17 protein-coding genes are annotated in these 22,357 nt (G+C 65.6%); 13 read left to right on the top strand and 4 right to left on the bottom strand.

Translation table 11 applies throughout. The features are described from left to right. Positions 1-230 precede the first annotated feature (230 nt). The gene (locus tag ACZ5CM_RS00675; RefSeq protein WP_464640355.1) at positions 231-4,886 is read left to right on the top strand and encodes a DUF3320 domain-containing protein; all 4,656 of its coding nucleotides are present in this window, start codon (positions 231-233) and stop codon (positions 4,884-4,886) included. 96 nt (positions 4,887-4,982) lie between these two features. On the opposite strand, the gene ACZ5CM_RS00670 is transcribed toward ACZ5CM_RS00675, so the two are convergent. Next, a protein-coding gene (locus ACZ5CM_RS00670) for an IS5 family transposase (RefSeq protein ID WP_464638555.1) occupies positions 4,983-5,770 on the bottom strand; the annotation gives its coding sequence in 2 pieces (ribosomal slippage) (positions 4,983-5,431 and positions 5,431-5,770; 789 coding nt in all). Between the two features lie 484 nt (positions 5,771-6,254). Here ACZ5CM_RS00670 and ACZ5CM_RS00665 point away from each other — a divergent pair. From ACZ5CM_RS00665 to ACZ5CM_RS00655, 3 genes are read left to right on the top strand one after another with little or no spacing between them, the layout of a single operon-like run. Continuing rightward, positions 6,255-6,965 (top strand): GntR family transcriptional regulator, encoded by a 711-nt coding sequence (locus ACZ5CM_RS00665; RefSeq protein ID WP_464640353.1) that lies wholly within the window; start codon positions 6,255-6,257, stop codon positions 6,963-6,965. Further along, positions 6,962-7,783 (top strand): alpha/beta fold hydrolase, encoded by an 822-nt coding sequence (locus tag ACZ5CM_RS00660; RefSeq protein ID WP_464640351.1) that lies wholly within the window; start codon positions 6,962-6,964, stop codon positions 7,781-7,783. The genes ACZ5CM_RS00665 and ACZ5CM_RS00660 overlap by 4 nt, the downstream gene beginning before the upstream one ends. Beyond that, on the top strand, positions 7,780-8,724 hold the full coding sequence (locus ACZ5CM_RS00655) for a DMT family transporter (protein WP_464640349.1): 945 nt from the start codon (positions 7,780-7,782) through the stop codon (positions 8,722-8,724). The genes ACZ5CM_RS00660 and ACZ5CM_RS00655 overlap by 4 nt, the downstream gene beginning before the upstream one ends. An 89-nt stretch (positions 8,725-8,813) precedes the next feature. Here the strand turns inward: ACZ5CM_RS00655 and ACZ5CM_RS00650 are convergent, their stop codons facing one another. Both ACZ5CM_RS00650 and ACZ5CM_RS00645 read right to left on the bottom strand, forming a co-directional pair. Then, the gene (locus tag ACZ5CM_RS00650; RefSeq protein WP_464640347.1) at positions 8,814-10,178 is read right to left on the bottom strand and encodes an ATP-binding protein; all 1,365 of its coding nucleotides are present in this window, start codon (positions 10,176-10,178) and stop codon (positions 8,814-8,816) included. Next, a complete protein-coding gene (locus ACZ5CM_RS00645) occupies positions 10,175-10,834 on the bottom strand; it encodes a response regulator transcription factor (RefSeq protein ID WP_464640346.1) in 660 nt (219 codons plus the stop codon). Before ACZ5CM_RS00645 ends, ACZ5CM_RS00650 begins: the two co-directional genes overlap by 4 nt. A 151-nt stretch (positions 10,835-10,985) precedes the next feature. Between ACZ5CM_RS00645 and ACZ5CM_RS00640 the strand changes: the two genes are divergently transcribed. From ACZ5CM_RS00640 to ACZ5CM_RS00620, 5 genes are all read left to right on the top strand, one after another. After that, a complete protein-coding gene (locus tag ACZ5CM_RS00640) occupies positions 10,986-11,390 on the top strand; it encodes a PepSY domain-containing protein (RefSeq protein WP_464640345.1) in 405 nt (134 codons plus the stop codon). Further along, the gene (locus tag ACZ5CM_RS00635) at positions 11,387-11,986 is read left to right on the top strand and encodes a cytochrome b/b6 domain-containing protein (protein ID WP_464640344.1); all 600 of its coding nucleotides are present in this window, start codon (positions 11,387-11,389) and stop codon (positions 11,984-11,986) included. The genes ACZ5CM_RS00640 and ACZ5CM_RS00635 overlap by 4 nt, the downstream gene beginning before the upstream one ends. Before the next feature lie 173 nt (positions 11,987-12,159). Further along, positions 12,160-12,627 (top strand): DUF2271 domain-containing protein, encoded by a 468-nt coding sequence (locus ACZ5CM_RS00630; RefSeq protein WP_464640342.1) that lies wholly within the window; start codon positions 12,160-12,162, stop codon positions 12,625-12,627. Positions 12,628-12,650: 23 nt separating this feature from the next. Then, a complete protein-coding gene (locus ACZ5CM_RS00625; RefSeq protein ID WP_464640341.1) occupies positions 12,651-14,858 on the top strand; it encodes a PepSY domain-containing protein in 2,208 nt (735 codons plus the stop codon). Then, positions 14,848-15,822, top strand: a complete 975-nt coding sequence (locus tag ACZ5CM_RS00620) for an FAD:protein FMN transferase (RefSeq protein ID WP_464642662.1) — start codon at positions 14,848-14,850, stop codon at positions 15,820-15,822. The genes ACZ5CM_RS00625 and ACZ5CM_RS00620 overlap by 11 nt, the downstream gene beginning before the upstream one ends. Before the next feature lie 108 nt (positions 15,823-15,930). Here the strand turns inward: ACZ5CM_RS00620 and ACZ5CM_RS00615 are convergent, their stop codons facing one another. Continuing rightward, on the bottom strand, positions 15,931-16,905 hold the full coding sequence (locus ACZ5CM_RS00615; protein WP_464640339.1) for a LysR family transcriptional regulator: 975 nt from the start codon (positions 16,903-16,905) through the stop codon (positions 15,931-15,933). Between the two features lie 141 nt (positions 16,906-17,046). Here ACZ5CM_RS00615 and ACZ5CM_RS00610 point away from each other — a divergent pair, with 141 nt between their 5' ends. From ACZ5CM_RS00610 to ACZ5CM_RS00595, 4 genes are all read left to right on the top strand, one after another. Beyond that, on the top strand, positions 17,047-18,468 hold the full coding sequence (locus ACZ5CM_RS00610; RefSeq protein WP_464642661.1) for a form I ribulose bisphosphate carboxylase large subunit: 1,422 nt from the start codon (positions 17,047-17,049) through the stop codon (positions 18,466-18,468). A gap of 31 nt (positions 18,469-18,499) precedes the next feature. Beyond that, entirely contained in the window at positions 18,500-18,859 is a 360-nt protein-coding gene (locus tag ACZ5CM_RS00605; RefSeq protein WP_464640337.1) for a ribulose bisphosphate carboxylase small subunit, read from the top strand. A gap of 63 nt (positions 18,860-18,922) precedes the next feature. Beyond that, a complete protein-coding gene (locus ACZ5CM_RS00600; RefSeq protein WP_464640336.1) occupies positions 18,923-19,732 on the top strand; it encodes a CbbQ/NirQ/NorQ domain-containing protein in 810 nt (269 codons plus the stop codon). 204 nt (positions 19,733-19,936) lie between these two features. Then, on the top strand, positions 19,937-22,267 hold the full coding sequence (locus ACZ5CM_RS00595) for a nitric oxide reductase activation protein NorD (RefSeq protein WP_464640334.1): 2,331 nt from the start codon (positions 19,937-19,939) through the stop codon (positions 22,265-22,267). Positions 22,268-22,357 lie beyond the last annotated feature (90 nt).

Raw genomic sequence — 22,357 nt, 5'->3', positions numbered from 1 at the left:
GACGATTGCGCGAAACGTTCGCCGCAGTGCCTCGTGGCTCTGGCCGGAGGTTGCGAAATTCGGGTCCGCATCGCCGATCTCAACTGCTACACTGTTCTTGGCATTCCTGTCACAGAGGCCGCAGGACAAGCCTGTCCGGGAAGGGAAGGCCGGGTATCTGTTGATTTGCGCAACAAAGCCGGTCTGAATGAGCAAAAAGAGTAATTTATCAATTCTTTGGAAAATACGAGATGCAAGATCAACCCCGCTCCGCCAACCTCTCCGGCCTGCTCGAGGGCGCCCGGCGCCGGCTTGTGGAGACGGGGACCAGAAACCGCCTCATCCATGTCAACCGGTCCGCAAAACGCACCAATGTGCTCGACGTCATCGAGGAACGGAGCGCGGACGTGTTCGACCTGCTGAAAACGCAGGGCAGGAAGATGCGTTTCCAGCCCCGCGACGAGGAGGAGGATGAACCCGAGGAGGATGCGCTTCTCCTGGCGCCGGCCAGTGATCCGGAGGATCGCGAAGCCCGTTATCGAGACCTGCTGCTCGAGACCCGACTCGGCCCCGAGGCTCTGCAGCGTCGCCTCCTGCGCCTGTTCACCAGTGCGCGAACCGCGGAAGAGGAGCAAGGCGTCAACATCCTTTACCTCGCGATGGGGTTCCTGCGCTGGTATGAGAGCGACAGCTCGGATGTCATGCGCGAGTCTCCCTTGATTCTGCTTCCCGTCGAACTTGTCCGGGACGACAGGCGCGCCACCTTCAACCTACGTGCCCGCGATACCGAGATTTCCACCAACCTGCCGCTTCAGGAACGATTGCGCTCGGATTTCGGGTTCGAACTGCCGGAAATCGTCGATGACGATGGCTTCAGCCCCGAGGCGTATTTCGATGAGCTTTCCGACAGGATCGCGGGGCGCGCGCGCTGGTCGATCGACCGGGACGGGATGCAGCTGGGATTCTTTTCGTTCTCGAAGCTGCTGATGATGCGCGACCTTGAGCCTGAACACTGGCCCGAGGGCACCTTCGAAGATCATCCGGTTCTGGCCGGGCTGCTTGACGGCGGGTTCGAACAGTCGGAGCCACTCTTCGGCCCGCAGGAAAAGCTCGATAAACGGCTGGATCCTGGAAACCTTCTGCACGTGGTTCCGGCGGATGCCTCACAGACGCGGGTGATCGAAGAGGTACGCGCCGGGCGCAACCTCGTCGTGCAGGGTCCGCCCGGGACAGGAAAGTCTCAGACGATCGCGAACATCATTGCCGCGGCAGCCCATGACGGGAAGAGGATCCTCTTCGTGGCAGAGAAGATGGCCGCTCTCTCCGTCGTACATGATCGGTTGCGCAAGGTGGGGCTCGGGGACCTCTGCCTCGAGATCCACTCGCGCGCCGCCAACAAGCGGGCGTTTCTGGACGAGTTGGCGCGTACGCTGGCCGCCGGCGCGTCGCCCCCCGAGATGCCGGGCCCGCCCGACGCGCTGCGCGAGGCACGCGACCGCCTGAACAAGGTGGCGGATCTGCTGCATGAGCCGGTTCCGGGATACGGGTTCACCCCGTTCCGGGTGATGGCCGAGATCGTCCGTTTCGTTGGCAAAGACGCTCCCCCACCACAGATCCCGCTCGACGGGCTGGCCGAGATGGACGAGGCGACGCGCCGGGACCGGGCAGAACGGATCGGGGTCTATGCGGAACTGCTCTCCCGGACCGGTCCCCGCGCGGAGCACCCGTTCTTCGGGGTGGGGGCGACCACGCTTCAGCCTACGGACCTCCAGCGGCTTGCACCCGAACTTGCCCAAGCGAACGAGGCGGTCGCGGCCCTGCGCGAGACCGCGGCCCGGGTCGCGGAGGCGGCCGGACGACCCGCACCGGAACGCCTTGAGCAATGCGAGACCCTCCATGCTCTCCTGATCGCGGCCGGGGACCGGCCCGAGGAGGCCCGCGCGGCGACCAGCGCGCTCCTCTCCCGCGCCGGGGACAAGCGGCTTGGCGAGGCACTCGAGGCCGGATCCGCCTGGGCCGCGGCGCGCAACCAGGCCGGCGCGACCTTCACCGAGGCCGCCTTCGATCTGGACCCGACCCAGTTGCGGGCCCGGCTCGCGCCAGGTGTAGGCTCTTTCTGGTCCCGCCTCTTCGGTCCTTATCGCGGGGCGAGTCGGGAACTCGCGACCCTGCTGTCCGGGGCGCTCCCGAAATCGCCCGCCGACCGGCTGAGGCTCATCGACACGCTGATCACAGTCCGCGGACTCCGCAAGACCCTCTCCGAGGAGGAGGGGTTCCTTTCCTCGCTGCTCGGGCCGCACTGGCGCGGGGAACGCACCCCTTTCGCCGCGCTGCAGGCGCAGGCCGCCTGGCTCGTCCGCCTCACCGCTATCGCACCGATCGAGACGTCCGAATCGCTGGACCGGGTCTGCGCGACGGCGGGGGCCGCAGCAGAGCTCGCCTCCACGCTAGAGGCGGCACATACGGCGCTGGATGCGCTTGAGACGCGGCTCACCTTGAGCTGGGAGGGGCTGACGCTTGCCGAGATCGAAACCCGTATCACCGCCATGCAGGAGGGGATCGGACGTTATGGGGAATGGTCCCGTCTTTCCGCCCTGTCGGCCCGGATCGAAGCAGACGGGCTCTCGCCGCTCCTTGATCTTCTGGACAAGGGGGTGATTACCCCGGATCAGGCGGTGGACGAGTTCCTCTATGCCAGCGCCGAGGCCCGCTGGGAGGCGGCGCGCGCCGCGCTCCAAGACCTCGACGGGTTGGCCCACCTCGACCGGCATGCGCTCGTAGAGACATTTCGCGGACTCGAGGAGGCCCGGATGGAGGAGACGCGGCGGCTCGTGCGCGCAAAGCACCTCGCCCAGCTGCCCACCGGCGCGGCGGGCCAGATGGGGTTTCTGCGCGGCGAGATGGCCAAACAGCGCCGCCACAAGCCGATTCGACAGATCATGCGCGCGGCAGGCCAGATGGTGCAACGGATCAAGCCGGTCCTCCTGATGAGCCCGATCTCCATCGCGCAGTACCTCCCGCCCGGCTCGGCCGAGTTCGACCTGCTGCTGATCGACGAGGCCAGCCAGGTACGGCCCGAGGACGCGCTCGGCGCGATCGTCCGCTGCCGCCAGATCGTCGTGGTAGGAGACCAGAAGCAGCTCCCGCCTACCAGCTTCTTCGACCGGGTCGCCGGAGGCGAGGACGACGAGGATGAGGGGGAGGAGGAGATCAGGGCCGCCTCGGCCACCGAAATGGAGAGCGTGCTGACGCTGTGCGAGGCGCGTGGGCTCAATCCGTTCATGCTGGAGTGGCATTACCGGTCCCGCGACCCGTCCCTGATCACCGTAAACAACGCCGAGTTCTATGAGCACCGGCTGATCCTGCCTCCCTCTCCGGTCCAAAACGATCCAGATTACGGCCTCGCTTTCCGCCGGGTGCCGGGTGTTTATTCCAGCCGATCACGCGGCGGCGGACGCCCCGGCACGAACCGGATCGAGGCCGAGGCGGTGGCCCGCGCCGTGGCGGAGCACGCCCGGACCCGCCCGGACCTGTCCTTGGGGGTGGTCGCCTTTTCCAAGGCGCAATCGGACATGCTGACGGAGGTGCTGGAAGTCGCCCGACGCGAGGACGAGATCCTTGACGCCTTCCTGCGCGAGGGCCGCGCCGAGGATGTTTTCGTCAAGAACATCGAGAACGTCCAGGGGGACGAGCGGGACGTGATCCTGATCTCCGTCGGCTACGGGCCCTCCGAGCCGAACGGTCGACTCGCCTCCATGTCCTTCGGCCCGGTTAACAGTGAGGGGGGCGAGCGGCGGCTCAACGTGCTCTTCTCCCGCGCACGGACGCGTTGCATTGTCTTCTGTTCCTTCGACCCGAACGACATCGACACATCCAGGACCAGCCGCGACGGGCCGCGGGTGCTCAAGCGGTTCCTCGAATACGCCCGGTCCGGCCAGCTGGCCCAACCCGAGGCCAGCGGGGCGCCGGCCGACAGCCCTTTCGAGCAGGACGTCGCCAGCGTGATCCGAAACATGGGCTATCCCTGCGATCACCAGGTGGGTGCAGCAGGGTTCCGAATCGACCTGGGGGTGAGGCACCCCGATCAACCTGGCCGCTATATCCTCGCGGTCGAATGCGACGGGGCCGCCTACCACTCCGCACTCTGGGCGCGGGAGCGGGACAGGCTTCGCCAGGATGTCCTCGAGGGGCTCGGCTGGCGGTTCCACCGGATCTGGAGCACGGACTGGTTCCATCGCCGCCATGCCGAGATCGACCGACTTCGGGCCGCGCTCGAGGAGGCCGCTCATGCCGATGGGCCCCATTACACGGGGGCGAACCGGGAAGGGCTGCAGCGCGTTGATGAGGATACCCAAGCAGTCCCGCCTCCCGAAACCGTGCTGCCCCCGCCGCCCGAGCTTGCTGCCCCAGCCTACAAGGTCCTCAGGTGCTCCGTGAAGACAAGTCTTGAACCGCATGAGGTGCCGCTGGACAAGCTTTCGGATCTGGTGACGTGGATCATTCAGGCTGAGGGGCCGATCCATCGCGACCTGATCGCCCGCAGGGTGGCCGAGGCGTTCGGCAAGGCGCGGACCGGAAGACGCATCCGGGAGGCGACGGAGCGCGCGCTCGCGCACGCAATGCATTCGGACAGGATCGTTGCGGAAGGGGAGTTCGTGATGACCGGGGAGCAGCAGGATAACCCGCCCGTGCGTGACCGGTCCGCACCCGGCGCGCCCGGAACCGCAAGGCACCTGCCGCCCGTCGAGATCCAGGCAGCTGCGGCGCGGGTGGTTGCGGAAAGCGGGGAAATGCCCCGGGAGGAACTGATCGTGGCGACCGCCCGACTCCTCGGATTTGCTCGTGTCGGGGCGGAACTGCGCGGGGTGATTGACGGGGCGCTCTCCAGACCCGCAGGATGTGTGTGATCTGCGCGGATCGTTTCAATATGGCTGGCGGCACGGAAAGCCTGCCATGGAGCGGTGAATTCGATGCTTTCAGGCGTTTCTCGCTCCTTTCCTAGGTCATGTTGACAAAAGGCGAAGCCAAAGTCGGATTGACGTGATGTCTATGAAACCCAGGAAGCTTTCGGCGGTCTTGTCGTAGCGTGTGGCGACGCGCCGGGCATTTTTGAGCTTGTTGAAACACCGCTCGACAAGATTGCGCAGGGCATACAGAGAGTGATCGACGCCGACGCGCATCTTGCGGGACTTGCGCATGGGAATTTGGGTCAGAACATCACGCGCATTCATCTTTTCCCGAATGCTGTCAGCATCATAGCCCCTGTCCGCCAGCAGAACCCTCGGCTCGGGCAGGTTGTCGGCCATGACCAGGTCGAACCCGAGGTAATCGGATGTCTGACCCGGAGTAATCTCGGTTCTCATGGGCAGGCCTGCCGCCTTGACGCGGAGGTGGATCTTGGTCGTGAAGCCACCTCTTGAGCGGCCAAAACCCTGTCGCGGAGTCCCCCTTTAGCGCCCGCTGCCTGATGATGGGCGCGAACCACGGTGCTGTCGATCATCTGCAGCGCGTCTGGAACGGCACCGCTCTCGTTCAAAGCATCCATGATCTGCTCCCACAACCCGGCCAGCGTCCAACGTCGGAACTGGCGGTAAACGCTGGACCATTTGCCGAACTCTTCGGGCAGGTCACGCCATGGGGCTCCGGTTCGCGTGATCCAGAAAATCCCATCAAGAACAAGGCGATGGTTGGTGGGTTTGCGCCCGTTGGGGGCGCGGATCGCATGAATGAAATGTTCAAAGAACGCCCATTCCTCGTCCGACATCAGGTCTCGTGCCAAGCTGACCTCCATTGAAGATACCAGCTTGAATCACGTCTACAGCTCCGTGTGAATCCTTTTGTCAACACGGCCTAACAGGCTGCCGAAAAGTCAACCTTGCGGTGGTTTTGCGAACATGATTCACCTTCGGCGGGAAATCGCCGGGGAACGTGATGCGTGGGACGGCCGAGGCGAGCGGGTCGCTTTTCAGCTATGTCGATCTGGGGGAGCACATCCCGTCGCACCACCAGCTGCGCAAGAACCGTCAGTGCGCTGATCGCCTCGCTGACCGGGCTGCTTCTGACCGCGCGGGTGGAATCTGGCGCAGGTGAGTTCCTACATGCAGATGGTTCTTCTGGGCGCACTGCTGATCCTTGCGGTGCTCTTCGACCAGATCCGCTATCGCATCATCCTGAGCGGGCGATGACGGGAGTGGAGCATCCGCCCGGGCGCGGTGCTGTTGACCCGGCGTCCGGTGTCCATTACTGAATTCGGAATTCAGAATACGGAAGAGGCGATGAAACCCCTGCACCCGGAACCTGCGCTGACCGACCGCGTACGCGACGCGATCGTGGACGCGATCCTCGACGGCTCGTTGCAGCCGGGAGACCGGCTGGCACAGGAACACCTGGCCGAACGGCTTGGTGTTTCGCGGCAGCCGGTCAGCCATGCGCTGAGGCTGCTCAGAGAGCAGGGGATCCTCGTCGCCCTGGGCCGCAAGGGGCTGACCGTGGCCCCGATGGACCCGGCGCTGGTGGGGCAGCTCTACCAGGTGCGCGCGGCGCTGGACGCCCTTGCCGCGCGGCTGAGCGCCGAGCGTTTTGCTGCGGGAGAACTCGTCGGCCATGACCTGCGGGATCTCGATGCGCTGGTTCGCCGCTTTGCGCCCGGCGCGGGGGCAGAGCGGGATGGCCCGTCCGGTCTGGCCCGGCGCATCAATGGCGACATGGCCTTTCATACCGGGCTCTACCGGCTGTCCGGAAACCCGCAGATCGAGGTGATGACGCGTCCGCACTGGGTGCATTTCCGCCGCTCGATGCGCGCCGTCCTGACCAACCCGGACGCGCCGCCGCCGGCCTGGGACGAACATCGCGCGATCCTGGATGCCGTGCGCCGCGGCGATGCGCGGGCGGCCGAGCAGCTGGCTCTGGAGCATTGCCGCAGCGCGGCGGAGAAGGCCTGCGCCAGCATCATCACCATCCCCGGGCTTGAAGGAGATGCCGCATGAACACGCTCGTGCTGTCCGAAGGCAATGCGCTGCGATTCGTTCACGAACCGCCATCGCGACCCGGAGCGCCGACCTTCGTTTTCGTCAATGCGCTGACCGGCAGCATCGACGCGTGGGAGGCGGAGGTCGCTCCGGCGCTTCGGGCGGAGGGCTTTGGCACGCTGTGCTACAATTTCCGGGGGCAGGAGGGATCGCCATTCCGCCCCGGGACCGAACTCACCCCGAAGCTGATCGTCGATGATCTGCTGCGGCTGCTCGGGTCCGAGAACCCGGTCCGGCCGATCCTTGTCGGCCTGTCCATCGGCGGTATCTTTGCCGCCCACGCGGTGCTGCGCGGGGCGCCCGCGCGCGGGCTGGTGATGCTCAATACCCTGCGCGAGATCGGACCGCGCATCGCCTGGGTCAATGACGCCATGCCGGTGATCGTGGGCGCGGGCGGGGTCAACCTGTTTCTCGACGCGCTGTTTCCGCTGCTGGTGAACCAGGACTTTGCCGCCGCGGCCCGGCCGAAGTTCCTGAAGGGCGACTATGCGCCGCTCGACCCCGAGCATGGCCACATGAACCTGATGCGCAACGCCGCGGACACCGACTGGGACATCGCGTGGGAGGATCTGACCCTGCCCGCGCTGGTGATTACCGGCCATCAGGACCGGGTGTTCCTCGACCCCGAGGTGGTGGACCGCCTGTTCGCCCGCCTGCCCGATGCGCGACGGGAGGATTGGGTCGATGCCGGCCACCTGTTGCCGGCGGAGCGGCCCGCGCGGCTGGCTGAAAGCCTTGCCCGCTTCGGGCGTGCGATCGAGGAGGGGCGGCCATGAACATCCCGGCCCGTTTCGCCACCATCGCCGTGTTTGTCGGGGTCCTGGGGCATGCCTCGTCGGAATTCGTGGCCGCAGGTTCCGGCGTCGCCGGGCCCGAGCTTTCGGTCTGGCGCTATCTTCTTGGGGGGGCGGGGCTGGTGGTTCTGGCCTTGCTCATCAACGGGCCGCGAGCACTTCTGGCGCCGTTGAGAACCCATGCATGGGACATGGTCTGGCTGTCCGTGGTAGGGGTGTCGGGGGCTTATCTTGCGTTTCACTGGGCGCTCGATTTCGCCTCGCCCGTGCAGGTGGCGACGCTGGTTACGACCATCCCGATCTTCGTCGGGCTGGCCAGCCTGATCGTCAACGGTCAGCCGCTGTCGGCGGTCAAGATCATCACCGGGGTTTTCGCCTTTGCCGGGCTGGCGCTGCTGATCACCGACGGGCTGATCGACAAGCTGATCGCCGGGCGCGACTCGATCTGGGGGGTGCTGCTGACGCTGCTCTGCGCGGTCCTGGGGGCCTTCTACGCGGTGCGGGTGCGGCCGCTGGTGGTGCGTTACGGGGCGCTCAACGTCACGGCGCTGTCGATGATGATCGGCGGGATCGGTCTGTGGATCGGCGTCGGACTGGCCTTTGGCGTCCGGGTCAATCCGCTGACCCTGTTCGAGCGCCCCGGCACCGAGTCGGCCTGGATCCTGGTGCTGGCCCTGTGGAACACCACCATCACCCAGTTCCTGTGGATCGGAGGGCTTGCGGCGGCGGCGGACATCACCCGTGCGAGCTATCTTTTCTTTCTCAAGCCGGTCATCGCCGCGGCCCTTGCCGTCACCTTTCTGGGGACGTCGCTGTCGCTGTTGCAGGTTTTCGCCATCGTCGTCGTGACCGGGTCGGTGCTGGTCGAGATCTACTGGCCCCGCCTCGCCCGGCACCGGCAGGGCGTGGAGGCCGGAAGGTGAGCGCGTATCCGCTTTCTCGGCGGATGACACGCGCGGGCTGAGGGGCGCGTCTCGACAGCATACAAGAAGGTTGAGAATACGGTTCAGGATCAACGACCGGGGGCGAACCGTTCGGCCTCGCCCTGGGCACGCGGCGGATGCAGCACCGCCTCGAAACCATCCGTGCGCCCTGTTGCGGGAGAGCGGAGCTCAAGGCGTCCCCCCGTTCCCTCGGCGATGACCTGAACGATCGCCAGACCCAGCCCGCAGCCTTCGGCACTCCTGTCGCGGCGGGCAAACCTCCGGGTCAGCGATTGCAGGTCATCCGCAGCCACGACGGAACCACCGTTGACGACCCTCAGCGTTCCGTCCCCGTGCAGGCTGACAATGACCGGCTGGTGCGCGTCCCCATGGCGCAGGGCATTTTCCAGCAGGTTGCGCAATGCAATGGCGAAGGCGTCCGGGTCGACCCGCGACATGACCGGATGATCGGGCAGGTCCAGTACAAGGCGGCTGTCGCGGTCGGCATGGGCCATGTCGTCGACCACCATTCTTGCGATCTGCACCAGGTCATGCGGTGTATCCGCAAGCAGGCTTGCTCCTTCGGCGCGGGCCATCTGCATCAGCTTTTCCGACAGACGGTTGAGCCGCTTCAACGATGCCTCTATGTCGGTGATCCGGTCGCGTGCCCGATCCCCGGTGGTTTCCGCCTGAAGGCGCTGCAGTTGCGCCAGTGCACCGGCAACGGGGGTGCGCAACTCATGCGCGGCATTGGCGGCAAAGCTGCGCTCGGCCTCCAGCATGCGCTGCAACCGCTCCAGCAGAGCATTTACCGCCTCGGCCACCGGCATGATTTCATCCGGCAATCCGTCGGTCTCCACGGGCGTCAGGTCGTGCCCGTCACGGGCGGCCAGCTGGACGCGGAGCCCTCGCAGGGGACCCAGCGTGAGGCGCACCAGAAACCAGATCCCGCCAAGGGTCAGCGGCAGCAGGACAAACAGGGGCAGGCTCAGCGCCATCAGGGTTTCGCGCGCCGCATTGGCGCGATGGGCCAGCGGTTCCGCGATTGCAATGGTGAATTCTCCGCCAAGGGCTGCGTCATAGTACAGGATATGGGTGTCGGTGCGGGCGAAGCCGGTTTCCCGGAAAGGCGGAAAATCCCGGATATCGGCATCATGCGAACGCAGCAATATTTTCCCGTTCCGGTCGCGCACGACATAGGTCAGGAATTCGTCATGTGCGCGCAGGGTGCTGATCAGTTGCGCGGTGCCGTCGCCCTCGTTTTCGAACAGTTCCTGAACGGCCAGCGGAAGGATGCGTTGGGCCGTTTCTTCAAGGGCGCTGTCGAACACCTCGTTCATCCTTTCGCGAACCGCGGCAGCAGTAATCAGCGCACTGATGATCCATACCAGCGCCACGCCTGATCCGATCGCCAGGGCAAGGCGGCCCTGCAGGCTGCGCAGGAGCCGCGTCATTTCTCGCCCAGCCGATAGCCCATGCCGCGCACGGTTTCGATCTTTTCGCGGCCCAGCTTCTTGCGCAGGCGGCTGACATGCACCTCGATGGCGTTGCTGTCCACGCCGGAATCGAAGGCATAGAGCCGTTCTTCAAGCTGTGCCCTGGACAGTATCTGTCCCGGATGTTGCAAAAACCCCTCGAACAGCACCCATTCGCGTGCGGTCAGCGGAACGAGCTTACCCTGACGGCGCACGGTCCTGGCTGCCAGGTCAACCTCGAGGTCGCCGATTTCGATCAGAGGGTTGGGATTGCCCGCATACCGTCGCGCCACGGCCGCCAGGCGCGCCGAAAGCTCTGCCAGGTCGAAGGGCTTGACCATGTAGTCGTCGGCGCCTGCGTTCAGCCCGTCGATCCGGTCGCTGATCTGGTCGAGGGCGGTCAGGATGATTACCGGCGTGACATCCCCGCGTTTGCGCATCTCGCGCAGAAAGGACAGGCCGCGCCCGTCGGGCAGCATCAGGTCGAGCAGCACCAGATCATAGACGGCGGCGGCCAGGTAGTCCCGCGCCTCGTCCAGCCGGGAAACCCAGTCGACCGAATGGCCGTCGGCCCGGATCTGGTCGCGCACCGCCGCGCCCAGAACGCCGTCGTCCTCAATCAGCAATACCCGCATGTTCCTTGCCTCTGCCGTCGTTTGCCCCCCGCCCATGAATGGCCCGGAAAGCTTACAGCCACCTGAAGCGGAACAGAACCGGTTGTTCAGCCTGGCGTCAGGAAACGCGGTCATGAAGGAAGCAAGCTGAACCAGAACGGGAAACGATCCGATGAAAAAAACCATCCTGGCAAGTGCCGTGATCGCCTTGTCCGCCATAACCCTCGCAGTGCCCGCATTTGCAGATGATGATTGCACTGTACCCATGTCCCAGTGGCAATCACGGGATGCCGTACGCGACTGGGCGGAAAGGCAGGGCTGGAACGTGCGCCGCATCAAGATTGATGATGGTTGCTATGAAATCAGAGGCCGCGATCAGTCGGGCCGCGAGATCGAGGTCAAGGTCGATCCGGCCAGTTTCGCGATCGTGAAGTTCGAATATGAAGATGACGACGATGACGACGATTATCGCCGCAACCGGGCGAACACCCCTCCGGCCGGCCCCGTCGCGCCGGTCAACCCGCCCGATAACGGCCTGTTCGCGCCGGGAAGCAAACCCGAGGTGATCGTGAAATGATCAGGGGGCCGCTCACTGCAATCAAGGTCTTTCACTGGAGCCTTGCCTTCTCGGTCGCCTTTTCCTGGCTTGCAGCTGACGAGCTGGGGCTGTGGCATGAATATGCCGGCTATCTTGCCCTCGCCCTGATTGCGGCCCGGCTTGTCTGGGCCGTGGTCGGGCCGAAATCGGCCAGTCTGAGCCGCCATGTGCGATCGGCGAAAAGAGCGCTCGCCTGGTGCCGGGACGTTGTGCTGGGGCGCGGCCCCCGACCGGTGAGGGCATACCCGTTCATCGGCCTCTCGGTTGTCGTGCTTCTTGTCACGATCACGGCAACGGGCGTGTCGGGCTGGCTGGCGGCCGAGCCCGCACGCCTTGCGCTGCTGCCCGATCTGCCCGCCATCGCCGCACCGGCATATGCAGATGGCTATGAGGATGACGATGACGAATACGGCGAAATCGAAGGTGGCTTCGGCGCAGAGGCAATGGAGGAAATCCACGAATTCCTGGCCAATTTCCTGTTGCTGGTCATTTTCGTCCATGTCGCGCTCGTGCTTTACATGAATTCATCCACGCAACGTCAGCGCCCGGACCCGGCCCCCGGCAGCGGCGGATAGCACCGGCCCGATATCCAGACATCCCACTGGCCCCGCCCCGCCAATTCGGAGGCGGGGCCATTTCTTCGCACGGGGAAGCTGACGGCAACCTTAAGCGGCTTTCGCGGGACATTCAGGCCGGGGTCAGGTGAACCCCCTAAACCCCCATCAGACGCAATTCGGAGACCCACGCAATGAAATCGATTCTCGCAACTCTCGCCCTGACAACCGCCCTTGTCGTGCCCGGCGCCCTGGCGGCCAGGCCCGTCACCCTGACCACCACGCTCAAGAATTACCGAGGTCCGGGCGCCTATCTCGTGATCTATGTCACCGACTCGCAAGGTGCCTACAAGGGCACATTGTGGATGGCGGGCACCAAGTCGAAATACTACAAGAATCTGAGCGGCTGGTATCGCGCCACGGGCGGCGACCCGGCCCAGATCAGGGGGATCACCGGCGCCAGCGTCGGCGCAGGCCGTGCACTGGAGCTGACCTTCGATCTGTCCGATGCGCTGTTCGATGCGGGCTATCAGCTGCATGTTGATGCCGCGGTCGAAGATTTCCGCGACAGCCCGAACGACGTCGTCATTCCTCTGACCTCGAACAATGCCGGCAAACCGGTTTCGGGGCGGCGCTATGTCGCCAGATTCACCTTTCAGTAATCCAGCCGGGCGGAGATCCTGTCATGACACGTGCATTGCACAAGTATTTCGGCCTGCCTGCGGCTCTGCTGTTGCTGGTTCTGTCACTCAGCGGAGCGGCGCTGTCGGTCATCCCTGCCCTGGAAAAGGCGCAGGCCCCGGCCCTGACGCAGCCGCAGATGAGCGTGGCGGAACTGGCCGCGCGGGTGGCTGAAAACTACCCCGGGGTCGAACAGATCAGACGCGCGCCCTCGGGCCGGATCGTCGCCTATCATTTCACGAATGACGAACCCGGCGCTGTTGTTGTCGATCCGGCAACGGGTCGGGGCGTTGGCGATTACGAGGTTTCGTCAACCCTGCTCTGGCTGAAAGAGCTGCACCGGTCCCTTTTTCTGGGCGACGGCGGCCGCCTGACCGCCGCGGTCGGGGCGCTGGCGATGCTGGTGCTTTCGGTTTCCGGTCTGCTTCTGGTGGCCCGGCGGATGGGCGGGTGGCGGCGTTTCTTCGCGCGGGCACGCGGCACGCCGTCTGCACGGCTGCACGTGGATATTGGCCGCTTCGCCGCAGCCGGGCTGATCATCGCCCCCGTCACTGCCATTTACATGGCCTTCGGCACGTTTGACATCCTGCCCCATAAAACCGCCAACCCGCCGTTTCCGGCCCAGGTCAGCGGCCAGACGGGGATGAGCCCGGCCGCCATGACGGCCCTTGCCGAAATCCCCGTCAGCCAGTTGCGCAGCCTGGCCTTTCCCTATGCCGGAGACCCGACCGATGTGTTCACCCTGACCACGGAGCGGGGCAAGGGCTATATCGATCAGGGGACCGGCGTGATGCTGTCCTGGCAGGATGCGGGCACATGGCAGAAGGTGAATGAATTCATCTACATGCTGCATACCGGTCAGGGCGCATGGGCCTGGGGCCTGATCCTGGGGCTGATGGTGCTGGGAGGGGCGGCTCTTGTCGTCACCGGCCTGATCCTGTGGCTGGCTGCCCGCCGCGCCCGCCGTTCCCTGCCCGGAGGCGTGTCTGCGGGTCGCGCCGATACGGTGATCCTTGTCGGTTCGGAAGGCGGCACGACCTGGGGTTTTGCCGCAACGCTGATGGAGGCGTTGATGACGCATGGCCACAAGGTTCATGCCGCCCCGATGTCGCGCTTCGAACCGCAGAAATACACCCGGGCCGGGCAGATCATCGTGCTGGCGGCCACCCATGGCGATGGCGAGGCGCCCGCCTCGGCCCGAGGGTTCCTCGACAAGCTGGCGACAATGGTGCGCCCTCCTGCCGCAAGGCTGGCCGTGCTGGGCTTTGGCGACCGCCAGTTCCCCGCCTATTGCGCATTCGCCAAACAGGTGGCGGCGCTGGCGTCGGCAAAGGGCTGGGAGACGCTTCTGGAATTCGACACGGTGGACCGCCAGTCGCCGCAGGATTTCGCCCGCTGGGGCCTCGCCCTGGGCAGGGCACTGGGCCATGAACTGGAACTGGCTCATGTTCCGGTACAGCCGCGCACTCATCGCTTGAAGCTGATCTCGCGTCGCGACTACGGCCGGGAAGTGCAGGCCCCCACGGCAATCCTGCGCTTTGCCCTGCCACGCACCAGCCTGCTGGAGCGCCTTCGCGGGCACGGCTGGCGACGGTTCAAGGCCGGCGACCTGCTGGGCGTCGTGCCCGAGGGGTCGAATGTCGCGCGCCTGTATTCCCTGGCCAGCAACAGCCGCGACGGCTTTGTGGAGATCTGCGTGCGCAAGCACCCGCATGGCCTGTGTTCGGGGCAGTTGTTCGAACTGGAAATCGGCGATGAAATCGAAGCCTTCATCCGCCCCAATCCCGAATTCCGCCCGGCCGGAAACCGCAAGCCGGTGATCCTGATCGGTGCCGGCACCGGTATCGGACCGCTGGCCGGCTTCGTCCGAGCCAACCGGGGTCGCCCGATGCACCTGTATTTCGGCATCCGCCACCCGGACTCCGATTTCCTGTATGACCGGGAAATCCGCGACTGGCAGAGCAGGAGCAAGCTGAGCGGGGTCAGGATCGCCGCTTCGCGCATCCAGAGGGCCGCCCATGTCCAGGATCTTCTGCGCCAGGATGGCGCCCGGCTGGCCGAACTTGTCCGCAACGGCGCCCAGATCCTGGTCTGTGGCGGGCGCGACATGGCCGCCGGTGTTGCACAGGCATTGCAGGAGGTTCTGACGCCCCACGGTCTGGAGCCGGCGCTGCTGAAAGCCGAAGGAAGGTATCTTGAAGATGTCTACTGATCTGGAACGAGCAGTGCTTTCCGGCCCGACCATGGGCACCCGCTGGAGCGCCGAACTGGGCGTTCCGGCGGGCTCCGACCTTGCCGCCCTGGAAGCCGCCCTGGCGGCAGCCGTGGCGCAGGTGGATGCGCAGATGTCCACCTGGAAGCCCGAGAGCGACCTGATGCGCCTGAACGCGGCGCCGGTCGGCGAATGGGTCTCGATCCCGCCCGAGCTGATGACGGTTCTTCTGCGCGGGCTGGAAATCGGACGGCTTTCGCATGGCGCCTTCGATATCGGATTGGGCGATCTGGTTCGCGCCTGGGGGTTCAATGCCCGCCCCCCGGACGAAGCGGCCATCCGCGCCGCCCTTGGCCGGCCGCGCAAGCCCGCCCATGAGCGGTTGGAACTGGACCCGGCCGGCCTGCGCGCCCGTCGGTTGGAGGCGATCACGCTTGATCTCTCGGGTATCGGCAAGGGCTATGGCGTGGACCGGATGATGCAGGTTTGCGAGGATTTCGCCATTCCGTCGGCGCTGGTTGCTCTGGATGGAGAGCTGCGCGCCAGAGGACGGCAGCCCGATGGCAGGCCATGGGCCGTGGCCGTGGAGAAACCCGATCACGGCGAACGTGGCGCCACCCTTGCGATCGTGGAACTTCGGGATGCCGCCATTGCCACTTCGGGCGATTACCGCCACTGGGTCCGGGTGGGCCGGGCCCGGCTTTCCCATACCATGGATCGCCACAAGGGCGGCCCCGTGCAGCCCGGCATTGCCTCGGTCTCGGTGGTTGCTGCCGACTGCATGACGGCGGACGCCATGGCAACGGCCATGATGGTTCTGGGGCGGCAAAAGGGCATTGATCTTGCCAACATGCTGAAGGTCGATTGCCTGATTCTCAAACGGGGGGCCGGGGGCATCACGCGACATGGGACCGGGCCGATCTTCGGCGATGCTTGCAGTCCCGGTGGCAGCGCCGACGAATAGCCGACCCGGCTTTGCGCGGGCCGGTCCTGTTGCAGGGGGCTCTGCCCCCTCCGGGCCTTTCGGCCCGTTCACCCCCGGAGTATTTTCCGGCAAGAGGAAGGAGCGTGCCTATTCCTGCCGGGCGGGGGCGGTACCGGTTGCGGCCTCTGACCCGGGCGCCAGAATCCGGTCGCCCTCGGCCAGGATGAAATCCAGGAAGGTGCGCGCAACCAGCGACAGCTCTTTCCCTTTCAGGTGCACCGCGTACCAGCGCCTGCGAATGGGAAAGCCCCGCATGTCCAGCACCGCGATGCGCCCGGCAGCCAGTTCCTGCCCGATATTGCGCCGCGACAGCACCGAAACCCCAAGCCCCGCCATCACCCCCTGCTTGATCGCCTCGGCCGAGCCGAGCTCCATATAGGGCCGCAGCGTCACCCCGGCGTCGGCGAACAGCTTCTCGGCCGCCTTGCGGGTGCCCGAGCCCGGCTCGCGCACAAGGAACTTTTCCCCCTGCAGGCGTTCAAGGGCAACCGCCCTCTGCCCGGCCAGAGGATGGTCGGGCCGGGCGACCACGACGATTTCATTGTCGATGAAATCATGCGCCTCGACCGGGATCTCATGGGGCACCTGGCCCATGATCAGCAGGTCGTCCTCGTTCGCGCGCAACCGCCGCAGCACGTCGCGGCGGTTGTTGACCGCCAGCTGCGGCGTGACCCCCCGGTGGCGCTCGACGAAGACGCCCAGAAGCCGCGGCATGAAGTAGATCGCCGACGTGATCACCGCAAGACGCAACTGGCCCTGGACCACGCCGCGTGTCATCGAGACATAGTCGTTCAGCTGCGACATGCGCGCCAGAACCTCGATCGCGGTGCGATAGACCGCACGCCCGGCTTCGGTCGGCTGGGCGGTGCCGGCCACATGTTCGATCAGCGGCAGCCGCATGGTGTCGGACAGCTTGCGAACCTGCATGGAGACCGTCGGCTGGGTCAGGTTCAACGCTTCGGCCGCGCGGGTGAACCCACCCAGACGGACCACGGTTTCAAAGATCTGCAACTGCCGCAGCGTGATGCCCTGGACGAACAGGTTGATGGCCGGATCTGTCATAGTGAACCGTCTATGTTCGATATAATCATTATCGATTTCTGTAGATACAGAATAGTCGCCATACTGTCCATGGCGTTGCCCGGTCACGGGCTGCGACCTGTCCCAACGGGATCAGTCAGAACAGGATCGGATCAGGAAGGAATCATGGCCAAATCATACAAGGCGGGCGTGAAGGAATACCGCGATACATACTGGGAACCGGATTACGCACCGAAGGAAAGCGACATCCTCGCCTGCTTCAAGATCACCCCGCAGCCGGGTGTCCCGCGCGAGGAGGCCGCGGCGGCCGTGGCCGCCGAAAGCTCCACCGGCACCTGGACGACGGTCTGGACCGACCTTCTGACCGATCTCGACTACTACAAGGGCCGCGCCTACGCGATCGAGGACGTGCCCGGCGACGACGATGCCTTCTATGCCTTCATTGCCTATCCGATGGGGCTGTTCGAGGAAGGCTCGGTCGTCAACGTGTTCACCTCGCTGGTGGGCAACGTGTTCGGCTTCAAGGCGGTGCGCGGGCTCAGGCTGGAGGATGTGCGTTTCCCGCTGTGGTTCGTGGCCACCTGCCATGGTCCCCCGCACGGCATCTTCGTGGAGCGCGACCTTCTGGACAAGTACGGCCGGCCGCTTCTGGGCTGCACCATCAAGCCCAAGCTGGGCCTTTCGGCCAAGAACTACGGCCGGGCGGTCTATGAATGCCTGCGCGGCGGGCTCGACTTCACCAAGGACGACGAGAACGTGAACTCGCAGCCCTTCATGCGCTGGCGCGACCGCTTCCTCTTCTGTCAGGAGGCCATCGACAAGGCCGAGGCCGAAACCGGCGAGAAGAAGGGCCACTACATGAACGTCACTGCGCCGGACGTGGAAGAGATGTACAAGCGCGCCGAGTTCGCCAAGGAGGTCGGATCGCGCATCATCATGTCCGACTATCTGACCCTGGGCTGGGCGGCGCACAACTCGCTGTCCAAATGGTGCCGCGACAATGGGCTGCTGCTGCATGTGCACCGCGCCATGCATGCGGTGATCGACCGCAACCCCAATCACGGCATCAACTTCCGCGTGCTGACCAAGCTGCTGCGCCTTCTGGGTGGCGACCACCTGCATTCGGGCACCGTGGTGGGCAAGCTGGAAGGCGACCGCGCCGCGACGCTGGGCTGGATCGACCTCATGCGCGACAAATACGTGAAGGAGGACCGTTCGCGCGGGATCTTCTTCGACCAGGACTGGGGCCAGATGCCGGGCGTCTTTCCGGTGGCCTCGGGCGGCATCCACGTGTGGCACATGCCGGCGCTGGTCTCGATCTTCGGCGACAACTCGGTGCTGCAGTTCGGCGGCGGCACGCTGGGCCACCCCTGGGGCAACGCCGCCGGAGCCGCGGCCAACCGCGTGGCGCTGGAGGCCTGCGTCAAGGCCCGCAACGAGGGCCGCGAGCTGGAGAAGGAAGGCAAGGACATCCTCACCAAGGCCGCCGAGCACAGCCCCGAGCTGAAGATCGCCATGGAAACCTGGAAAGAGATCAAGTTCGAGTTCGACACCGTCGACAAGCTCGACGTTCAGCACCGCTGATCCGAAACGCCCGAGAAAGGACTGAAAGACAATGAGCGACGTTCAAGACTATCCCTCCCGCCTGTCGGATCCCAATTCGCGTAAGCTGGGCACCTTTTCCTATCTGCCGGCGATGGACGACGACGAGATCCGCCGCCAGGTCGAATACATCGTCTCGAAGGGCTGGAACCCGGCCATCGAGCATTCCGAGCCCGAGAATGCCGGCATGAGCTACTGGTATATGTGGAAGCTGCCGATGTTCGGCGAAACCGATGTGGACGCGATCCTGCGCGAGGTGCAGCTGTGCCGTGAGACCAACCCCGGCAACCACATCCGCCTGATCGGCTACGACAACTACAACCAGACCCAGGGCACCGCGATGCTGGTGCACCGCGCCGAGATCAGGGTCTGATCCTTGCGGGGCGCCTCTACTCACAGCGGCGCCCCGACCGGACATTCAACCGACGAGGCCGAGATGAGCACCCCCGCCCGCGAAGACTTCATGGTGAAGACCGAGCCCTACTACCGCCCCGTCGCCGACGAGGTGGAGCGTTATGAGGCCGCCTATGGCGTGCGCATGCCGGTGATGCTCAAGGGGCCCACGGGCTGCGGCAAATCACGTTTCGTGGAATACATGGCCTGGAAGCTGGGCCGGCCGCTGATCACCGTGGCCTGCAACGAGGACATGACCGCCGCCGATCTGATCGGGCGCTTCCTTCTGGATATAAACGGCACGAAATGGCAGGACGGCCCGCTGACCGTGGCCGCGCGCATCGGCGCGATCTGCTACCTCGACGAGGTGGTCGAGGCGCGCCAGGACACCACCGTCGTCATCCACCCGCTGACCGATCACCGCCGGGTGCTGCCGCTCGACAAGAAGGGCGAGCTGGTCGAGGCGCACCCCGATTTCCAGATCGTGATCTCCTACAACCCCGGCTACCAGTCGATGATGAAGGACCTCAAGCAATCCACCAAGCAGCGCTTCGGCGCCATGAGCTTCGACTACCCCGAGGCGAAGGTGGAGGCCGAGATCGTGGCCCATGAATCGGGCGTGGCGCCCGAGCTGGCGGCGAAGCTGGTGCAGGTGGCGCAAAGCTCGCGCAATCTCAAGGGCCACGGGCTGGACGAGGGCATGTCCACCCGGCTGCTGATCTATGCCGGTCAGCTGATCGAGAAGGGCATCCCCGCCACGGCGGCCTGCCGCATGGCACTGGTCGAGCCGATCACCGATGACGCGGACATGCGCGAGACGCTGGACGCGGCCGTCACCACGTTTTTCGGGTAACAGGATGATCCCCCAGCGGCCATACGCCCGACACAGGGTATGCGGCCGCCCGAGGGGGGCGCAGAATGCGCCCGCCTGGGGGGCGGGCGGGCGCATACCCGGGCCGCTGCGCGCCCCGGGTGGGAACACCGGCTTCCCGTCCCGTCTTTCGCACGCTCGGAACAAGCCGCCCAGGCAGGCCCCGCCCCTTCGTTGGACAACCCCATGACCGTCAACCTCGACGACTACCGCGACGAGCTGATCGCCGCCGCCCCGGAGCTGGCCGACACGCTGGAGGCCTGCGTCGCCGAGGCCGCCCGCGTCATGTCGCCCGCCGCCCTCAAGGACTGGCTGGACGGCGCCCGCGGCATCGTCACCCTGCGCAAGGGCCCCGAGCTGCTGCTGACCTGGCTCGACGAAATGCCGCTGGTGGTCAAGGATTGCGGCGAAGACATCATCCGCGACGTGGCCGAAGCCGTCTTCCGCCTTTCCTCGATGATCTCGGGCCAGGTGCTGGAACGGATGATCGCCACGCTTCCGGCGGTTTCGGCCCGGCTGGGCGACCCGGACCTGCTGCGCGCCTATCTGCAGCTGCTGCACCGGCTTTCGGCGCGCGCGCCCCGGGGCCTGCGCCCCATGTTCCGGGTGATCGACGAGCTGCTGGGCAAGCTCACGCTCACCGGGCTGCGCCGCTGGGCCGATTTCGGCGCCGAGGCCTACCGGCGCGATCTGCCCCGCCAGGCGGCCTATTTCGGGCTGGAGACCGAGGACAGCCGCGCGGTGCTCAAGCGCGAACGCAAGGGCACGCTGTTCATCGACAGCCAGCGGCGGCTGAACTTCTACCTGCGCGCCTTCTGGGGGCGCGATTTCTTCCTGCGCCCCGCCGCCGCCGACAGCGCCGGCTTCCGCCCCTTCATCGAGGAGGGCGCGCTGCACCTTGCCGATGCGGTGGACGGGATCGGCAATGTTCCCGGCATCGACCTCTACCGCGCCATGGCCGCCCACATGGCCGCCCATGTGTCCTATACCGACATGCCGCAATCGGCCGGCACGCTGGCCCCGGCCGAGAAATTCATGATCGGACTGATGGAAGACGCCCGCGTGGAATGGTGCGCGGCGCGCGACTTTCCGGGCCTGCGCCGGCTGTGGCTTTCGCTGGCCGAAGCAGCACCCGCGGCGGATTACGAGCACGAAAGCATGGCGCTGCTGGAGCGCACCGCGCTGGCGCTGCTCGACCCCGCGCGCAGGATCGGCGACGGCCCGCTCGACGATCTGGCCGCCCGCTTCCACGCTCATGTGGAAAGCCACGCCCGTGACGGCGCCTTCACCGCCGATCTGGGGCGCGAGCTTTACGGCCATTTCAGCCATCGCCGCGCCCTGCCCTCCCTGCGCATCCTCGAAAGCCTTGCCCTGCCCTGGCGCGACGACAACCGCTTCGTCTGGAACCTTGAAGAATTCGACTGGGTGCAGGACACGGCCTATATCCCGGCCTCGCAAAGGCAGGTCCGCAAGCATGTCAGCCTGATGGAATTCGTCAACGAGGTCGAGGTGGAAACCGCCGGCGACGATGCGCAGGAAATCTGGGTGCTGGGCACGGAGCTGTTTCCTTACGAGGACGAAGGCATCTCATACAACGAGATGGAGGGAAAAGAGCCCGTCATCGGCCCCTTCCACTATCCCGAATGGGACTACCGCGTGCAGCTTGAACGCCCGGCCTGGGCAACCGTCTACGAACGCCGCCAGGGGCGCGGCGATCCCGAAAGCATCGACAGGGTGCTGAGCGAACACAAGGGGGTTTCGCACCGCATCCGCCAGATCATCGACCGGCTGCGCCCCCAGGGGATGATGCGCCAGCGCAAGCTCGAAGACGGTGACGAGCTTGACCTCAACGCCGCGGTGGATGCCATGGTGATGCTGCGCCTCGGTCTGCAACCCGACATGCGCATCACCATGCGCAGCGTCATCAACCGGCGCGATTTGGCGGTGGTGGTGCTGCTGGACCTGTCGGAAAGCACCAACGAAACCGTGCGCGGCACCGACAGGACGGTGCTGGAGCTCACCCGCGAGGCGGCGGCGCTGGTGGCCGCGGCGATCGCCGGCATCGGCGATGCGTTCGCCATTCACGGCTTTGCCTCGGACGGGCGGCACGACGTGCAGTATTACCGCTTCAAGGATTTCGACCAGCCTCTCGACGCCGAGGCGAAAAGCCGCCTGGCGGGAATGAAGGGCGGGCTGTCCACCCGCATGGGCGCGGCCATGCGCCATGCCGGGCGGCACCTGATGATGCGCCCCGAGCGCCACAAGCTGCTGATCGTGGTCACCGATGGCGAACCCGCCGACATCGACGAGCGCGACCCGCGCTACCTGCGCGAGGATACCCGCAAGGCGGTGCAGCAGCTGCACAAGGATGGCGTGCACAGCTACTGCCTGACCCTCGACCCCGAGGCCGACCGTTACGTGGCGCGCATCTTCGGCGAAAACGCCTATACGATCCTCGACCGGGTCGAGCGCCTGCCCGAAAAGCTGCCCCGCCTGTTCGCCGCGCTGACCGGCTGAATGCGCCGCGATGGAGAGTGGCTCCAAGCCAGCAAGGGACCGGCCACGCCCGAGCATGTCGCGCAAACCCAGCGTTATAGCATGTCGCGT

This window comes from Piezobacter thermophilus, assembly GCF_055386745.1.
This window is presented reverse-complemented; position numbering and strand designations above follow the sequence as displayed.